This window comes from Algibacillus agarilyticus (assembly GCF_003286125.1).
In the GTDB taxonomy this organism is placed as follows: Bacteria; Pseudomonadota; Gammaproteobacteria; order Enterobacterales; family Alteromonadaceae; genus Algibacillus; species Algibacillus agarilyticus.
The window spans coordinates 141,271-159,070 of the sequence record NZ_QMED01000003.1; the positions used below are offsets into that span (position 1 = coordinate 141,271).

Genomic DNA, 17,800 nt, shown 5'->3' on the forward strand with positions numbered 1-17,800 from the left:
CCTAAAATATAAATAAAGGGCGGCAACATGACTCGTTCTAGGATCCATCATGTTAAAACACATTTTAAAAGGCGTTGCTATCGCAATCCCCATTATATTATTTATCGTTTATGCCAAAGTCAGTGGTTTGTTTGCAAGTCAACTTAAAGCGCCCGAGGGGCCCGCTTTTGTAAAAGCGGTTCCAGATGATTGGGCTAAAGCAACAGCAAAAAGAGAATCAGACATTGCAGCGCATTTATTACAACACCAAGAAAATTTTGATCACTTTGCCAATTTTCCAGTGAGTCAAACACACGGTATACCGTTAATTGTATTGAAACTATTACCCAAAGTGGCTCCCGAATTTTGGGGCAACGAAGACAATTTTTTATCCGTTATGGGGCTATTCAATGATGAACGTTTAGTCGGCTACCCTTTCCCTCGTGGTATTGGTTTTACGGGGTTAGTGCGTCAAGATTTAAATGCGAGTATTGATTTTGCCTCTTTTACCTGCGGTGGCTGCCACATCGGGCGTTTACGTTTAGAAAATGGCGAATATCAATATTTAGATGGCGGGGTTAATCAAGAATTTAACGTAGTGGGTTATCGTCAACGTATTGTCCAAACCCTTAATAAAATCTATGCCAACGAAACCGACCGAAATAAAAAAAATGAGCGCGTGATTAAGGCTTTTTTAAACGCACTAAATGAAGTAGAAAAAACAAACCCAACTTATTTTTATAACAACTACCAATATAAAAATCGTCAATTCACGGCAACATACGAAGCCAAACAAATCGCGTTATTTAAACAAAACGCGGAACAAACCATCATCGATTTTATAAATCACCAAGAGCGGGTTTACGATGGTTGGTTGACCATTGCGAATAAATTTTACCCTAATATTAGCGAGCGCATTGCGGCCGGTTTTGCCGGAATGGAAGATGCAATAGGTTTTAATGCCGCCAGTGCTTATCAAAGCTTTAAAGATAAACCCTTAACATCGTTGTTTGCACCCTTGGCGTTACCCGGTGCGCATGGCATAACCGATATTATGGTTGTGTGGGATCAAGATTCGCATGATCCACGTTGGAATGAAGACGGTACTCGCTTGATCGACGGTGGCGGACAATGGACAGGTCATATCCCTTTACCCATTTATAAAAATATTGCCGCCCAAGTCACATTAGGCTTTGATAATATTGATGTGAGCGTTTCTGCACACGCTGAAAAATTATTGCGTTTTTTACCGCCACCGATTTACCCATTCGATGTTGATATTAAATTAGCAAAAAAAGGCCAAGCCCTATTTGCAGAAAATTGTGCTGATTGTCACCAACCCAATAATGGCCGTGTATACCAAGAGTTAGGCACCGATATGGGCCGAGCCAATGTAGCAGGCACACTGATAACCGTTGCGGCTCAATCAGGTTTTACTAGCGATAACGATTGCTCACCCACCACCACCGTAACGCTTTCTGGTCAACAAGTTCAGCCTTGTGCCACTTACCGCGGTGTATCGTTAAAAGGACAAAGCATACAAGCGATGCTTCCACCTTGGCAGCATCAAGGTTACAACGCACTGCCCTTGCCTGGCATTTGGGCTCAAGCGCCGTATTTACACAATGGTTCTGTACCCACCTTGTACCATTTATTAGTACCTGAAGCGCGCCCAACGGTGTTTGTAAAAAGTCGATTAGAATACGATCAAAAATACATAGGCTTTAAGTGGCAACAAACCGATTGGGATAAAACCGAAGGTTACCTGTTTGATACCGCGTCATCCCCCTCGATTAGTAATCAGGGCCACGACAAAGACATCACACTTAACGGCAAAACGTTTAAATTAGATTGGAGTCAAGATAAGCAAAATGCATGGGCGTTAATTGAGTATTTAAAAACATTATAAAAATGAAATAGACACCTAAAAAGACATAAATAAAAGGTCAAAAATAAAAAGACACAAACTGAAATTGACGCTACTTTAAACAAAATCGACAATTTCAGTTTGTGGTGACAACATTAAAGCCGATTGATTATTTAAGAAAATAATCAATTCACGATAGCTCAAGTTGATACAATTATTTTTAATCGTTTACCGAACGCGGGTCTATAGTCTTCTCGCTCAGGTTTTATGGTTCATTGTCAGCGCTTACTCTCGACTTTGGCTCCTGCGTCGTTCTAACACCTAAATCCATTTAGGCGGCCCCAATCACATAGTAGAGCATATGCTCATGGGGTCTCGAAGCTTGCCTGCATGGATGCAGATAAGGCGCGAGAGCAATGTTTGGACTCCACCTCCCCAACACCTTAAAGTATCGGGAAATAAATAGAGGGGTTCAAACATGATTAACGATCCTTAGAACGATCCTTAGAAAGACCGATCCTTAGAAAGACTGTCCTCGATGAGCTTTCCCGATGAGTTGTTGGGGTGTGGCACATACAAATAACCACAAAAATTATCATTTTGAGTAATTCTACACCCTCAACGCTTTGCTAAGCGGCCATAAAATGGTTGGCTAAAATTAGCGATGGAGGACGGAGGAGCAAAAGCCAGCTGTTTTTGACCTTTGAATTGGCTTGTTATATTTTTTATACTACAATGTACGACATTACCGTACACAAAAGCGAATTAACTATGAATAGCATTAGCGTAAACCAGTTTAGAGATAACTTAAAATCGTATATTGAACAAACTGTTAGCGAGCATGAACCATTAAAGGTTACAAGGCGTGCTGGTGACGACTTTGTTGTGATGAGTGCTGATGATTGGGAGCGAGAGCAAGAAACATTACATATATTACAAAGTAATAGCTTGATGCAACAAATTGCAGACTCTATGAAAACGCACACGACAAACAAAGGTTATAAACCAACACAAGAGCAATTAGATGAGATCACTAATCTTTGAAGGTAAAACTTGGCTCATCTATGAGCAATTAAGAGAAAAAGATAAAAAACTACATAAAGCTTTGTGCAAAATACTAAAGGAAATGCTACGTGCTGATCCTAGTACAGGTCTAGGAAAGCCAGAGCCTTTGAAACACAACCTATCTGGGCTTTGGTCTAAGCGAATTTCCCAGAAAGATCGATTGGTATATAAATTTGATGATGAATATATTTATATTTTCGCCATTGGTGGACATTACGACGATCATTAAAAAAATATAACGCCTCAACACATCTCACATCTCACATCTCATGCAGGACAGCCATCGATAAATCCTAATAAATAACGCGATCAACTCACTCATTTATCAAACACAATTTAGCCAAAATCAGTTAAATTTATCTTTCCTTAGAAAGGCTGTCCTCGATGATCTTATAGTATTTATACAGCCTCAACGCCCCATTAAGGGGGAATTTATAGTTGGCTAAAATTACGAGCGAAGCGAGAAAAGCCAATTGTAAATTTTCCCGCTTGAATGGCTTGTTAGCATTAAAAGCCTACAGACATCATAAGCATGTAACTATTTTCAGTGCCTTCTTCGTAAACAATATCATCATATTGCTCAGGTAAAGGTACCCCTGGATTAATTCCATTCGCATAAGTTCTCGTACCATGAGTTACCCACCCGAGACCAACGCTGATTGTTTTTTTACTTTGAGTTAAGAATGAAACTTGCGGACCCAATGCAAAAGAAGAAAAGGCAGACGAATTTCCATCTATTAATTTTACACCTGCAAAAAAACCAAACTTAGTATCAGATATATCATTACCATCTGAATCAGTCTTAGTATTAGTTCCAATCCCCCAAAGGTTCCAATTCATGGTTAACCATGCACTCGGACGTGTATCAAATGTTTTTTCGGTAACAACTATTCGTTCATCACCACGAAGGCTTGCTGAATCAATATAAGTTTCTCGATATTGCTCAACACCTAAACCAAAACTTAATTCCCACTCAGCAACACCTTCTGCTAGGGTAGGAAAAGTAAATACTGACAAAAGAGCTATAAGTAAATATTTCATTTTTTGTATCCTTACTATAAAGATTATAAATTAATGCTAACGCCCATATTAACAGGCAAAAAACAGTTGGCTAAAATGTTTGAGGTACGAAAAACAGCCAACTGTATTTTGTCCTAGTTTAATTTTTTGTTAGGTGGATGAACTGATTAGAATCTATGCCACCTAAACTCACCAAACCAACATAAAGCAATTGGCAAAGCCTTGCACAACTTTTTGTTTGAAAACTGAGAAATTATTGTGCTAAACGACAAATTAAATGCACTGTTCAATTTCACGCAACACCGCGAAACAAAAATATACGTGCGATAAATACTAAAGTGATTTACGTTGAAGAATGCGTGATTGAAGCACAAAACGAGAATCAAACAATAAAACCAAACCCTTTAACAAAATACACCTAACGTTTAGCATTCATGCGTCACGTAGTGTGTGATCGCATAATGCCTTGTTGAACGAAGCTGATGCCTTCGCCCAACTTTAAATTGGTATGCTTAATGCTATAGGAAATTGCTTTTTAAAGGAAGCTGGCTTCAATATTAAACCCGTAATTAATAGCGAGTCATTCGTATTTATTATGTTATTTTCGTCTTTTTTCTGTGCTGTGTACATCACGTTTTCATCTTTATAGACCCTATTACGGTTATCAAGCCGAGTCGGTTTAGCTACGTCTTGATTCAAATCCGCAGTTCTCAGATTACCAATATCAAACTCATGCATTTTCGTCAGTGAGTGAGTACCAGTGGCACTAAAGCAACCTGCAAACCGTCAGACTTCATTAACCCAATCGGCAGCATAACCCCTATTTTATCGGCTCGATAACGAAAGCTCACCTCTTCATCGATTATACTTTGCAGTCGTTTTTCTTGAAATACATCTTTACGGGTGTAACGGCCTAAGTAACGTAAAACCGTTTCGGGTTATTCAAACTACCCAATAATTAACAACAGCAATTGACCAAAACAAACTCACGTGGCAATATAATAGTCTTATTGACAATAACATTACATCTCTCACTAACAATATTGGAAGATGTATACCCGAAGCTTTATATCGCCATCTTTATATAACCAGAGAGGTAAACGTTTTGAAAAATTATATGTGCCAGACTCATTTTTTAAAAAACACCATCGGCTTACTAACTTTTTTGAGTGTTGTTGGTTGTTCTACCGCAGAAAAAACGACACAACCAACCACGGTAAAGGTTGAGCAAACACCAGCTTTGACGATTAAAAAATTTAAGGCATACACACAAAAATTTACCAATACAACCACCCTGACACAGAACCATGCCACGGGGCACATTGGTGAGTATTTTTTCACACATTGGAAAGATGGAGGTTCAGCCTCTTTAAACATGCAAACAAATGGCACCTTTAATGTTGATTGGCAAGGCGGCGGTTATAATTATGTGGGCGGCCCAGGCTGGCATTATGGTGATGAAAATAGAGTGATTGGCTATCGGTTTGATAGTGACAGTGGCGCTAATTTTATTACGGTATACGGTTGGGGTTACGATAAAAACATGGCCAAAACAGATCCTTCTCATCTGGTCGAGTATTATATTTTACAACGATGGTCAGATGCTTACGAGCCTAGCCAAAATGGGGTGTTTGGCAAAAAGTTTGTCAGTAATGGCGTTGAATATTCAACCTACCGAACCATCAGAGAAGAAAAACCGTCAATCAACAACACGTCTACTTTTTACCAATATTGGAGTAAACCTAGCCAACAGCAACCGCTAGGGGTTGAGCTTGAAATTGTGTTTGCAGATCACGTTAAAGCCTGGGCAGATTCAGGTTGGGTTTTACCTAATATGAACAATTTTGATGCAAGTGATGATCCCACTTATCAGGTCATGGCGGTAGAAGTGTTTAATCCACCTGCCGATGGTACTGCATCGGGTCGTGTTTGGAATGCAACACCAAAATAGTATACGGTTAAAATTAGCCTTGAATAATAAAAACTGACTTAATGATAGATTAAGTCAGTTTTTATCGCTGTGCATGTAAGGTTGCTTAAAGTAGTTACCGATACTATCGATACAATAGCGTTGGTAACCACATTGATAGTTCTGGTATAAACGTGACAAGCAATAACACAACCACCAAGGGGATCAAGAAGGGAATGGTTGCCTTAGCACATTCTTCAAATGGCACTTTCGATACCCTAGATAACACATAAAGCACCATACCGACCGGCGGTGTTAATAAGCCAATCATTAAATTAAGGATCATAACCACCCCAAAATGCACGGGGTCGATGTTAAGGCTAACCGCGATCGGTAATAACACCGGTGTTAATATGGTAATTGCGGCAATTGTTTCCATAAAGCAGCCAACAACAAATAAGATTAATGTCATTAACAAAAGTATGGCCGTTTTGCTCTCGGTGATGGTTAGCATCCACGTGGTAAAATCTTCGGTGACGCGCTGGCTTGTTAAAACCCATGAAAATATTGAAGCACCGGCAATAATAAGCAATATGATGCTTGTGGTTTCAATTGTATCCATGCTGACTTTTACCAATTTTTGCCAATTCAATGTGCGATAAACCACAGCACCCAAAAACAAAGCATAAGCGGTTGCAGCAATAGCGGCTTCAGTGGCCGTAAAAATGCCAAATAAAATCCCACCAATAATGATCACAGGTGTCATTAGTGATAAAAAGGCTGATTGAAATGTTGTATTTAACCGCGTCATGCAAAAGCCTGCATCTTTAGGGTAATTACGTTTTTTTGCGTAATAAGCCACCATCACCATTAAGGCAATTGCCATCAACAACCCCGGTATAAAACCTGCGGCAAATAATTGTCCGATAGAGGCGCCAGCCATGACACCATAAATAATCATGGGTAAACTCGGTGGAATAATAGGACCAATAGTAGAAGACGCAGCAGTCAAGCCAACCGAAAAGCCCGCATCGTAACCCTTATTACGCATTGCTTTAACTTCGATAGCCCCTAGCCCGCCTGCATCGGCTACCGCAGCCCCAGACATACCCGCAAACATAATAGAAGCACTCACATTAACATGACCTAAGCCACCCCGCATCCATCCAACCATCGCATTGGCAAAATCGAATATTCTGCTTGTTATACCCGACGAGTTCATTAAGGCACCGGCTAATACAAAGAAGGGGATCGACAGCAACGGAAAACTATCAATTCCGCCTACCATTCGGTGCAAAATAACTAATTCTGGCACTTGGCCATCAACTAAAATAGCTAATAAAGAAGCCCCCGCTAATGCAAAAGCAACCGGAAAGCCCAATATAATCATAATAATGAGTGAAATAAAAAGTGTCGCAATAACCATATTTTGTACCTAATTAACCTTAGTCACAGCTTGTGGGGGCTTGTGTATTATTTGTTGTATGAGATGGGTTGAAAAGCTGAATTAAAAATTGACTACTTCTGAGCAACATAATTAATAAACTAGCAAAAACAACACCGTATAAAACGCTGATTGGCAACGAGATAGAGGCCATTTTATGAATGTGTAACAGCGGTATTATTTGCCATGCGGAATAAGCTAACATGGCAATAAACACAACATTAAAACACCCTATTACTTTATAAATAACGACGGATAAACGCTCAGGCATCCATTGATGAAACAACGACACAAAAATATGGCTGTTGTTTCTAATACCCATGCAACCACCAATAAAGCCTAAACAAACTAACTGATAACGAGCCACCTCTTCTGTCCAGCCGAGCGGTGCTGAAAAAACATAGCGGCTGACAAATTGTGAAAATACGGTTAAGGCCAATGCCCAAAATAAAATAAGCGCGATCCAATCTTCAATTCGGTAATTAGCGTAACTAAATACCTCATCATCTTCGTGATGAAAGTCACTAACTTGCTGAGATTCAGGATCATTTAATGTTTTGTAATCGTTCATAAAACTCAACTCCTAATGTGTGTTTCATTGATTCATGGCTGGGTAATACTTGTTGTCTAAACAATTGGCGGTCTACTTTTAAAACGGTTACGCCTTGTGCTTCAAACCACTTTGCGAGCGCTTGCTCTGATTTGCGTGTATCGGCAGAGACGCCCATTGCAGCTTCTTTAAAAACATCAGCAAATAGTTTTTTATCTTGTGCAGATAGTGAATGCCAAAGGCGATCACTCAGGACACTTAAAATTGAACCTTGCAAATGCCCAGTTAAACTGATGTAGGGTTGAACTTCATAAAATTTCTTTGCTTTGATCGTGGGTAATGGGTTTTCTTGTGCATCAACTACACCTTGCTGTAAAGCCAGATACACCTCTGAAAATGCAATTGGGCTTGGGTTTGCGCCCACCGCTAATGGAAACATTTTATAGATAGAGGCATTGGGTACACGCAATTTTAAATTTTGCATATCGGCCGGCGTCTGTATCGGCTTGCTAGACGTAACATGACGCTGACCATAATAATTATTGCCGACGATTTGATTACCTAAAGTCGCTTTTTTATACCCTGCGATCATTTCAACAAACAATTGGCTAGCCGTAAATTTTTGCCAATGTTCATAATCTCGAAACACATAGGGTAATTCTGATAACGCCATAGGCGGGTAAGTTTGGCCAGCAAAGCTCGTTCCGGTATAAATAATATCGACCGTGCCAAGGCTTAAACTTTGATTAAGCTCGGCTTCTTTACCCATGATCGATGTTGGAAAAACATCAATGTAATATCGTCCGTTAGTGCGTGTATTTATTTCTTTAGCGGCCCATTCAGCCCAAATGTGCAAAGGCTCACTTGTTTCGTATACATGCGCCCAAGTTAGCCTTTTTACATCTTGTGTGGCTGAAAAACCCACCGAACTAAGCACAAAATTAAAGAAAATGATTAACAAAAAACAGCGATACCTTTGAACGCTGAGTAATGCTAATTTGTAACATTTTGAAAAGTAAGTAGAAAATAAAATCATTTTTTATACAAACACATTTAATATATTGTTAACATTTAAACATGTTGTACACTTTAAAAGCAACTGGCATTATAAAAAATAGCCAAACTAATAAAAAATAGAGTTCAAACAATGATTACACTCAATGTAAATAACCAAGACCACCAAATCGATGCACCAGACGAAATGCCCTTGTTATGGGCAATACGTGACTTAATGCAGTATACCGGCACCAAATTTGGTTGTGGTAAAGGTTTGTGCGGTGCTTGTACGGTTCATATAAATGGTCAACCGATACGATCGTGCATAACACCGGTTGCCTTAGCTAAAAATAGCAAAATAAAAACCATCGAAGGCGTTAGTGACAAAGGTGATCATGTTATTCAAATCGCTTGGCAAGAAAATAACGTACCGCAATGTGGCTACTGTCAATCAGGTCAAATAATGAATGCCTTACCACTAATCGAACGTTCAGCAGAAAAAAACACCACACCAACCGATGAAGAAATAGATAATCACATGGCTGGAAATATTTGTCGTTGTGGCACTTACCCTCGCATTAAACAAGCAATAAAAGATGCAACGGTTGCGTTGATAAAAGGAGCATAACAGCATGGATATGGTTAAATTATCACGTCGCGAATTTTTAACTTACTCGGGTATTATGGGCAGTGGCTTAATATTAGGGTGTAACACAACCGAACAAGCGCAATCAAAAATAGCGCAAAATGCCATTAATAGTGGGTTAGCAAAATCTGACCGCTTAAATTTATTTGTGGCGATCCAAGCCGATGGTACGGTTGAAATTGTCAGTCACCGGGTTGAAATGGGTCAAGGTTCAAAAACCGGTATACCGCAAATTGTCGCTGAAGAACTCGAAGCCGATTGGCAAAAAGTGAAAGTGATACAAGGCTTAGGTAACAAAGCCTATGGCAACCAAAATACCGATGGCTCTACCAGTATTCGGCTATTTTTTGAAAAATTAAGAGAAATGGGGGCGTCTGCCCGCATGATGCTCGAGCAAGCCGCCGCCCAATATTGGCAAGTGCCTATTGAAGCGGTATACGCTAAAGAAAACTACATTATCAACAAAAATACACAAGCAAAATTAGCTTACGGCGACCTCGCTGAACTCGCCAGCAAGCAAGTTGTACCCGACATAAAGTCACTAAAATTTAAAGCCCCAGAGCAATATCGATTAATTGGCAAGCCCGTTCCCATTGTTGATCTCAAAGAAATGACGATGGGCAAAGCCAATTATGGCGTTGATAAAACGCTGCCGAATATGTTGATTGCATCGATTGAACGGTGCCCGGTTTTACATGGCAAAGTCAGTTCGTTTAATGCCGAAAAAGCGTTAGCCGTGCCCGGAGTGGTTAAGGTTATCGAAATGCCCGCCACACGCGATGTTGTCTCGTTTTTTCCGTTAGCCGGTGTAGCCGTATTAGCCACCAATACGTGGGCAGCGATGCAAGGCCGAAAATTGCTAGAAATACAGTGGGACCTCGGTGAAAAACAGCATATAAATTCAGATCAAGAATTCGAAACTTATAAAAATAATTTAAACCAAAAACCGATATTTGTGGCGAAAAAAGGCGACGTGAAAAACGGATTTTTATCAGCTAAAACGCTGGTAGAGGCCCGTTATAAAACCCCGTATTTAGTCCATGCGCCTATGGAACCGCCTATGGCAACAGCGTGGTTTCACGATGGTATATGCGAAATATGGGCTTGTGTTCAAGATCCGCAATCAACCATGAACAGCGCCGCCGCTATGATGAATTTACCTGCGGATATGTTTGTGGTTGAACCCACGTTACTGGGTGGCGCGTTTGGCCGAAAATCAAAACCCGATTTTAGTAACGAAGCCGTATTTTTAGCGCACAAGACACAACAGCCGGTTAAAGTTGTTTGGAGCCGAGAAGATGATATTCAACAAGGTTATTATCATGCAGGCGCATTAGAAAATATCAAAGCCGGTATTGATGATAAAGGCAATATCACAACGTGGCATCAACAAACCGTGTATCCAACTATCGCCTCTACGTTTAATAACGACAAACACACACCCCAAGATTTTGAGCTTAGCCTAGGCTTTGGCGATTTAGCTTATGATTTTGACCATGTATTAATGGAAAAAGCAGAAGCAAAAGCGCCCGTTAGGATCGGTTGGATGCGCTCGGTTTGTAATATTCAGCATGCCTTTGCCTTGAACTGCTTTTTAGATGAAATTGCGCACAAAATAAATAAACCCACTGCCGAAGTCATGCTAAAAGCGTTAGGGGCTGATCGTAATGTTAATCATAAAGAGGAATTTGGCTTTAGTTTTACTAATTATTCAGAAAAACTAGAACGTCACCCCTACTCGACTAAACGTTATCGTGAAGTGTTGCAACACTTAATTAAGCAAACACCCATTGATCAAACACTGCCAAATAATCAAGGCTGGGGAATTGCGGTGCATCGTAGTTTTGTCAGTTATATTGCGGTAGCCAGTAAAGTATCGGTGGTTAATAATAAGCTTTCGGTTGATGAGATCCATTGTGTAGTCGATTGTGGCTTAGCCATTAACCCTGATCGCATTAAAGCACAAATGGAAGGCGCGATGATATTTGGCTTATCTATTGCGCTCATGGGCAAAATTGATATTAAAGCAGGCCAAGTTGTGCAATCAAATTTTCATGATTACCCGGTAACTCGCATGCCACAAGCCCCCAACATTACCGTGCATTTATTAAACCCTACCGAGAATGTTCCTAGCGGTGTGGGTGAACCCGGTGTGCCGCCTGTTGCGCCGAGTATTTGTAATGCCATTTTTGCGGCTACAGGGCAACGCTATCGAGATTTACCGTTAAACCAATATTTAACGGTTTAGATGACAAAAACGTAAGTTAAAACTTTAACACATTACCCACTGTCGTTTAATAAACACAGTGGGGATCTTATGTTTAAATAGCGTTTAAATAACGTATAAACAACTACAACTGAGCCCAGTTTTCAAAAATAGGATCGTGCTCATCAGATGCAGTTTGAAATATTTCTTCATGGTTATCTATAATGTCACATTTGTTATGAGCCTCTGATTGTAATTGTTTTTTTAGGGTCGGCGACAATGCAGGCGAAAAAAAATATTGTACGAATTTGAAGGCAGAATAATACAGTTGGTGGATAGTAGGACTTTCAAGATCCCAACCACTTTCTGAGTTAAATAAGGATCCAATAGACATTATTTGTGTATCTTTAGAATAACCATCCCATTCCCAATGTAAAGTCTTTCCTCCTTGCTCATCAAGCGTTATTTTAACCCTTTTAATATGTTGAAATGCTTTAGCTAAACCTTCATTTAGGTACCGGGTCATCTTTCCAATTAACACATGATTAAGCCTATGCGTTGACTCATGAACAGCAACATTGATTAATTCATCAACCTCATTTTCGGTATACGAAACAACGTAGGTATTGGTATCGTGTATGTATACCCCGCTAGAATTGGGTAAATGGATATTTAAGCTATCCAAAAACGCTTTGTACTCATCAACTTTTGAAACCACGACCATATTGAAGTCATAATGCCTATTGAGGGTTAAATCAAACCTATTTCGGTATATCGCGATGCCGAGTTCTAATCGCTCGACTAAGGGCTGCCATTTATCTCTTGATAGTTGGGGAGAAATTATATTTAGCGTCAACTTGTTAGTAATTTCAAATATATAAACTTCGGGAATGTGACCGCTATTAAGCGCAATAACGGCATCACGTAAATGTTCGACTGATTTGGGTTCTATAGGTCGATCACAATCGTGCGTTTTTTTAATGTATATACCTTTAAACAGCTCAATCGAATCAGAATCGTTTTCTTTATCCTCTTTTTGTTTTTGACCTGTTAGCAGCTGGTCACGCGTGTGTCGAGTTTGTTGATGCTGAAGAGTAACCGTATCGTTGTTTTCATTTATCGATTTTTGCGAGGGGGGATTCGGATTAAGTAAAAAACGAAGTAAACTCACGGTCAAAATAACCAAGATGATAAATAACAAATATTTACGATATTGATTTTTATCCTGTTCCCGTTTATTCATTCTATGTCCAAAATATCGTCACAAGTATAATTTTAATGAACATTTATAGCATAAAAATGAGCCCTTAATCACAGAGCTCATTAAGTAATCCGCTTAAACAACTTATACACTACGTATTAATATAGTCTTCTCGCTCAGGTTTTATGGTTTATTGTCAGCGCTTACTCGCCCCAATCACATAGTAGAGCATATGCTCATGGGGTCTCGAAGCTTGACGGCTGCCCCTAAAACCCGATCGCTTTGACTATAGATGGGATGAATTGTTCTTTTTCTAAAACCCGAATCCTTCATTTTTGGTATTAAATGCGTTTTTTGCCTACTTGTTAACCCATCAAATGCATCATCTAACTCATTAGCTTTAAACTTTTGTTTTGAAATACCCATGTTTAAAACTTTAGCCTCATCTTTGTTAAGATAACCTCTATCAACTCCCAAATTTATAGTTGGAACCAATACATTTTTATATAAAAATTTAAAATCTAAAAGTTTATTCACCTTCGTGACTTCTACTAAAATTCCAGACAAAACATAATCGCACCAACTTAACAATCCTTCATCAGTAATCAGTAATCAGTAATCAGTAATCAGTATCTACAACTTGACACATTCAATGACAGACGAAGTAGATAGTTTGGGCTTTAATCACAAAAAACATGAATTAATTTCATGAATCAATGAAATATAACCATTTTTATTCATGTAATTAACCACGTATAAATTACCCAACACGACAGGTTACTTAGCAACAATAACAAAACAGAGTGCAGGCATCATGAATAAAAATTTTAGCTTTACCATTAAAAGCGTTTGTCTCGATGAAAATTATCATCCTTCTGACAATACACGTATTACCACCAACTTTGCCAATTTAGCACGCGGCGATCGCCGCCAACAAAATTTACGTAATGCATTAACCATGATTAATAATAGCTTTAACGCATTGGCTTATTGGGATAACCCTAAATGTGATCGTTATACCGTTGAACTTGAGATTGTTTCAGTTGATATTGATATCGAAGGTAGTGGTCAAGCGTTTCCGTCTATTGAGGTTTTAAAAACCAATATTTTTGATCACAAAATTAATGAGCGTATTGAAGGCATTGTTGGCAATAATTTTTCATCGTATGTACGCGATTATGATTTTAGTGTGTTATTGGGCGATCATAACCGAGGGAAAAAGCAATTTAGTACGCCTGAAAATTTTGGCGAGTTACATGGCAAACTTTTTAAACATTTCATCAATTCAACAACTTACCAAAAGCACTTCAAAAAACGTCCCGTGATTTGTTTAAGTGTTTCAGACAACAAAATTTATCGTCGCACAGACAATCAACACCCTCTGTTAGGGTTTGAATATCAAGCCAATGAATCATCGTTAACTGAGCAATATTTTAAAAAAATGGGCTTAAATGTGCGTTATTTTATGCCACCCAAAAGTGTCGCGCCTTTGGCTTTTTATTTTTTTGGCGATTTACTTAACGATTACAGTAACCTTGAGTTAATTAGTACGATTAGCACAATGGAGACATTTCAAAAAATTTATCGACCCGAAATTTACAATGCCAATGCGGTAGCCGGAAACATCTATCAACCCAATTTACACAATCAAGATCATTCGTTAACACAAATAGTTTACGACCGAGAAGAGCGCAGTCGATTATCCGTTAAACAAGGTAAATTTGCTGAAGCGCATTTTATAAAACCTTATCAAAGCTTGCTTGAACATTGGTCGACTAATTACGCGCTTTAACTCAAATAACAGGGACAACATTTACGATGAAAAAAGCTACTCAAAAAAGATTACTGCCCACCTCAACAGCCGGCAGCTTGCCTAAGCCTTCGTGGTTAGCCCAATCTGAAACCCTCTGGTCACCCTGGAAATTACAAGGTGATGAATTAGTTGATGGAAAACAAGATGCCTTAAGTTTGTCGTTGCAAGACCAACAACTCGCCGGTATCGATATTGTGAGTGATGGCGAACAAACCCGTCAGCATTTCGTCACTACATTTATTGAACATCTGTCGGGTGTTGATTTTGAACATAAACAAACAGTTAAAATTCGTGATCGTTATGATGCTAGCGTACCGACTGTTGTGGCTGATGTTTCGCTGGCTAAATCTGTTTTTGCTGAAGATGCTAAGCGTTTACGCCAACAAACTAATCAGCCAATAAAATGGGCATTGCCCGGCCCGATGACGATGGTCGATACGCTTTTTGATGCACACTACAATAGCCGTGAAAAACTCGCTTGGGAATTTGCTAACATTCTTAATCAAGAAGCGAAAGCATTAGAAGCCGCAGGTGTTGATATTATCCAATTTGACGAACCCGCATTTAACGTATTTTTTGATGACGTTAATGCTTGGGGCATAGCGTGTTTAGAACGTGCAGTTGAAGGACTTAAATGTGAAACAGCAGTGCATATTTGTTACGGTTATGGCATTAAAGCCAACACAGATTGGAAAAAAACATTAGGCTCAGAATGGCGACAATACGAGGATATATTTCCGAAATTGCAGCAATCGAGCATCGATATTATTTCGCTCGAATGTCACAACTCACATGTACCGATTGAATTACTTGAGCTGATCCGCGGCAAAAAAGTCATGGTCGGGGCGATCGATGTAACCCGCAATAACATTGAATCAGCAGAAGAAGTGGCTAATACCTTAAGAGCGGCGCTTAAATACGTTGATGCAGACAAACTCTATCCTTGTACTAACTGTGGTATGGCACCTTTACCAAGAGACGTAGCAAAAGGAAAGCTCAATGCCTTAAGTGCAGGTGCCGATATCGTTAGAAAAGAACTGGCTAAAGAAAAAATTGCCCCAACATGCGAAGTCCAGTAAACAGCAAAACAAAAGCAAATATTTTTTTGAGTTTTGCTGCATCTAATTTAGCCGCCAGTGATGCACCAACAGGCGCAAATAAAACGGTTAAAGGTACAATACAAGCTAAAGCCATTACATTAACCAAGCCGATTGTCCCTACGGGGGCATCGACAGGTGCAGTGCCTAAAACCAACATGGTTAATGCACCCGGTAATGAAATAACCAAGCCGATGGCTGCCGCTGTACCCACTGCTTTATGTGCAGGGTAATTATATAAGGTGAGCAATGGCACAGAAAGCGTACCACCGCCAATGCCAACCATAGAACTAAAAAAACCAATGCTACAGCCCATAACCGTTTGCCCAGTGGTATTAGGTAATTGTGAATACAAAGCCGACTTTCCGGTTCGGAATAACATATTGAGTGCCGACAGACAGGCAATTAAACCAAATAAAAGCGAAAGAAAAGAACCATTTACACGGGTAACCAGCCAACTACCGGCCAAGACCCCCAGTAAAATAAATAGAGTCCAGCGTTTGAGCAGGTCAAAATCCACATTTCCTTTTTGATGATGTGAACGAATAGAACTCAGGGAGGTAGGAACGATAGTGGCAAGTGACGTTGCCGTTGCCACTAACATGGCCGATTCGGCTGATACACCAAAGCCCTGAAACAAGAAAAAGAGCACGGGCACGACAACAATACCGCCGCCCACACCTAATAAGCCAGCCAACAGGCCAGCAAATATGCCTGTGGTAACCAACGCAAAAAAGGTCGTTATATTTTGAGTGATAAATTCAATAAGATTCATTAAAGGTTTCTATTTTAATTAGCGACAAAACCATAGATTGTAAATACATTTGTTTGATGAGTAAAAGTGATATAAATTCATTGATTAATGAATAATATTCATCATTAAGAAAAAGACTGGAGTTAACTCATGTTGGAAAGGATCCATCTCGAAATTTTAACGGCAATAAAAGAACAGGGAACACTAACCAAAGCAGCTGATTCATTGCATTTGTCTCAGTCGGCTTTAAGCCATAGTATCAAAAAATTAGAAGGCCAGCTCGCAACGCCCATTTGGAAAAAAGATGGCCGCAATTTACGCCTCACCGCAGCCGGAGACCGGATCCAAACACTCGCGAATAGAATTTTACCGCAATTTCATCACACCGAGCTACTACTGCAACAAATTGCCAAAGGCGAAGTAGGATCATTACGAATTGGTATGGAGTGTCATCCTTGTTATCAATGGTTGCTCAGGGTAATACAACCCTATTTAGAGCAATGGTCAGATATTGATATAGACGTAAGACAAGAGTTTCAATTTGGCGCACTTGGCGCGTTGCTTAGTTATGAAATTGATGTACTGATCACGCCAGACCCGTTGTTTAAACCCAAAATAGACTATATTCCGGTATTTGATTACGAACACCGATTAGTGGTGTCGGCTAACCATAAATTGGCCAAGCAAGATTTTGTATTGCCGCAACAATTAAGCTCAGAAGTATTATATAGCTACCCGGTTGAACCCATGCGGCTCGATATTTTTAGTCAATTTTTAAATCCGGCTAAATGCTCGGTTAAACAACATAAAAATATTGAAACAACTGAAATTATGTTACAAATGGTGGCTGCAGGCCGCGGTGTGTGTGCTCTGCCCGGCTGGCTGGTTGATCAATACGCACAGTCAATGCCGATTAAAAGCCTTAGGTTTGGTGAGCAAGGTATCCAAAAACAAATATTTGTTGGTATTCGGAAAAATGAGCACGATATAAACTATTTACACGATTTTATCGAACAAGCGAAAAAAACGAAGTAATAGCCTTAATTACCGTTAATATGCAGTCATATGCACTAATAAGCGTTAAAAAGTGAGACTTGGCTTCGATTTTAATTTATATATTTTTGCGCTGATGTGATTTCTTTACTAACCTCATTTTAGTTTGAATGACTTGAAAAGGGCAAAATTAGCGAAAGCTAATGACGCAAAGCTTAAGGTCTAACGGGTAATGCCCTACGATTGCTTAGCTTCCAAGT

The 17,800-nt window shown here is 39.5% G+C and carries 16 protein-coding genes, 1 pseudogene and 1 riboswitch; of the genes and pseudogenes, 9 read left to right on the forward strand and 8 right to left on the reverse strand.

Features of this window, described 5'->3' with window-relative positions:
- Positions 1 to 49 precede the first annotated feature (49 nt).
- The 3 genes from DPX34_RS04020 to DPX34_RS04030 all read left to right on the forward strand — a co-directional run bounded on the left by DPX34_RS04020 (position 50) and on the right by DPX34_RS04030 (position 3,140).
- Complete coding sequence (locus tag DPX34_RS04020) at positions 50 to 1,888, forward strand: c-type cytochrome (protein ID WP_198673625.1); 1,839 nt, start codon at positions 50 to 52, stop codon at positions 1,886 to 1,888.
- Positions 1,889 to 2,617: 729 nt separating this feature from the next.
- On the forward strand, positions 2,618 to 2,890 hold the full coding sequence (locus tag DPX34_RS04025; protein ID WP_111977133.1) for a type II toxin-antitoxin system Phd/YefM family antitoxin: 273 nt from the start codon (positions 2,618 to 2,620) through the stop codon (positions 2,888 to 2,890).
- On the forward strand, positions 2,871 to 3,140 hold the full coding sequence (locus tag DPX34_RS04030; protein ID WP_111977134.1) for a Txe/YoeB family addiction module toxin: 270 nt from the start codon (positions 2,871 to 2,873) through the stop codon (positions 3,138 to 3,140). The genes DPX34_RS04025 and DPX34_RS04030 overlap by 20 nt, the downstream gene beginning before the upstream one ends.
- A gap of 278 nt (positions 3,141 to 3,418) precedes the next feature.
- Here the strand turns inward: DPX34_RS04030 and DPX34_RS04035 are convergent, their stop codons facing one another.
- Together DPX34_RS04035 and DPX34_RS22385 are read right to left on the reverse strand one after the other, a co-directional pair.
- Positions 3,419 to 3,952 (reverse strand): hypothetical protein, encoded by a 534-nt coding sequence (locus DPX34_RS04035; protein ID WP_111977135.1) that lies wholly within the window; start codon positions 3,950 to 3,952, stop codon positions 3,419 to 3,421.
- Between the two features lie 722 nt (positions 3,953 to 4,674).
- Positions 4,675 to 4,854 (reverse strand): annotated as a pseudogene (locus tag DPX34_RS22385) (transposase); the annotation flags it as partial.
- 182 nt (positions 4,855 to 5,036) lie between these two features.
- Here DPX34_RS22385 and DPX34_RS04050 point away from each other — a divergent pair.
- Entirely contained in the window at positions 5,037 to 5,882 is an 846-nt protein-coding gene (locus tag DPX34_RS04050; protein WP_232824641.1) for a glycoside hydrolase family 11 protein, read from the forward strand.
- A 103-nt stretch (positions 5,883 to 5,985) separates the two neighbouring features.
- Here DPX34_RS04050 and DPX34_RS04055 read toward each other — a convergent pair whose 3' ends face one another.
- Genes DPX34_RS04055 through DPX34_RS04065 form a run of 3 tightly spaced genes read right to left on the reverse strand, consistent with a single transcriptional unit; the run spans position 5,986 to position 8,795 of the window.
- Entirely contained in the window at positions 5,986 to 7,266 is a 1,281-nt protein-coding gene (locus DPX34_RS04055; RefSeq protein WP_111977139.1) for a TRAP transporter large permease, read from the reverse strand.
- Positions 7,267 to 7,285: 19 nt separating this feature from the next.
- On the reverse strand, positions 7,286 to 7,855 hold the full coding sequence (locus DPX34_RS04060; protein WP_111977140.1) for a TRAP transporter small permease: 570 nt from the start codon (positions 7,853 to 7,855) through the stop codon (positions 7,286 to 7,288).
- On the reverse strand, positions 7,830 to 8,795 hold the full coding sequence (locus DPX34_RS04065; protein WP_232824642.1) for a sialic acid TRAP transporter substrate-binding protein SiaP: 966 nt from the start codon (positions 8,793 to 8,795) through the stop codon (positions 7,830 to 7,832). Before DPX34_RS04065 ends, DPX34_RS04060 begins: the two co-directional genes overlap by 26 nt.
- A gap of 186 nt (positions 8,796 to 8,981) precedes the next feature.
- Between DPX34_RS04065 and DPX34_RS04070 the strand changes: the two genes are divergently transcribed.
- Together DPX34_RS04070 and DPX34_RS04075 are read left to right on the forward strand one after the other, a co-directional pair.
- Entirely contained in the window at positions 8,982 to 9,458 is a 477-nt protein-coding gene (locus DPX34_RS04070) for a (2Fe-2S)-binding protein (protein WP_111977142.1), read from the forward strand.
- A 4-nt stretch (positions 9,459 to 9,462) separates the two neighbouring features.
- Positions 9,463 to 11,724: a xanthine dehydrogenase family protein molybdopterin-binding subunit gene (locus tag DPX34_RS04075; protein WP_111977143.1), complete on the forward strand. Its 2,262-nt coding sequence runs from the start codon at positions 9,463 to 9,465 to the stop codon at positions 11,722 to 11,724.
- A gap of 103 nt (positions 11,725 to 11,827) precedes the next feature.
- On the opposite strand, the gene DPX34_RS04080 is transcribed toward DPX34_RS04075, so the two are convergent.
- The gene (locus DPX34_RS04080; protein WP_111977144.1) at positions 11,828 to 12,925 is read right to left on the reverse strand and encodes a hypothetical protein; all 1,098 of its coding nucleotides are present in this window, start codon (positions 12,923 to 12,925) and stop codon (positions 11,828 to 11,830) included.
- A gap of 174 nt (positions 12,926 to 13,099) precedes the next feature.
- The gene (locus DPX34_RS04085) at positions 13,100 to 13,450 is read right to left on the reverse strand and encodes a hypothetical protein (protein ID WP_111977145.1); all 351 of its coding nucleotides are present in this window, start codon (positions 13,448 to 13,450) and stop codon (positions 13,100 to 13,102) included.
- A gap of 247 nt (positions 13,451 to 13,697) precedes the next feature.
- On the opposite strand from DPX34_RS04085, the gene DPX34_RS04090 reads away from it, so the two are divergent.
- Positions 13,698 to 14,675, forward strand: a complete 978-nt coding sequence (locus DPX34_RS04090) for a DUF1852 domain-containing protein (RefSeq protein ID WP_111977146.1) — start codon at positions 13,698 to 13,700, stop codon at positions 14,673 to 14,675.
- 26 nt (positions 14,676 to 14,701) lie between these two features.
- Positions 14,702 to 15,775 carry a methionine synthase gene (locus tag DPX34_RS04095; RefSeq protein WP_111977147.1) on the forward strand — a complete coding sequence of 358 codons (1,074 nt, stop codon included), beginning with the start codon at positions 14,702 to 14,704 and terminating at the stop codon, positions 15,773 to 15,775.
- Here DPX34_RS04095 and DPX34_RS04100 read toward each other — a convergent pair.
- Positions 15,738 to 16,568, reverse strand: a complete 831-nt coding sequence (locus tag DPX34_RS04100; protein WP_111977148.1) for a sulfite exporter TauE/SafE family protein — start codon at positions 16,566 to 16,568, stop codon at positions 15,738 to 15,740. The two genes, DPX34_RS04095 and DPX34_RS04100, sit on opposite strands and share 38 nt — an antisense overlap.
- A gap of 129 nt (positions 16,569 to 16,697) precedes the next feature.
- Between DPX34_RS04100 and DPX34_RS04105 the strand changes: the two genes are divergently transcribed.
- A complete protein-coding gene (locus DPX34_RS04105; RefSeq protein WP_111977149.1) occupies positions 16,698 to 17,582 on the forward strand; it encodes a LysR family transcriptional regulator in 885 nt (294 codons plus the stop codon).
- 131 nt (positions 17,583 to 17,713) lie between these two features.
- Positions 17,714 to 17,799, forward strand: a riboswitch (cyclic di-GMP riboswitch).
- Position 17,800 lies beyond the last annotated feature (1 nt).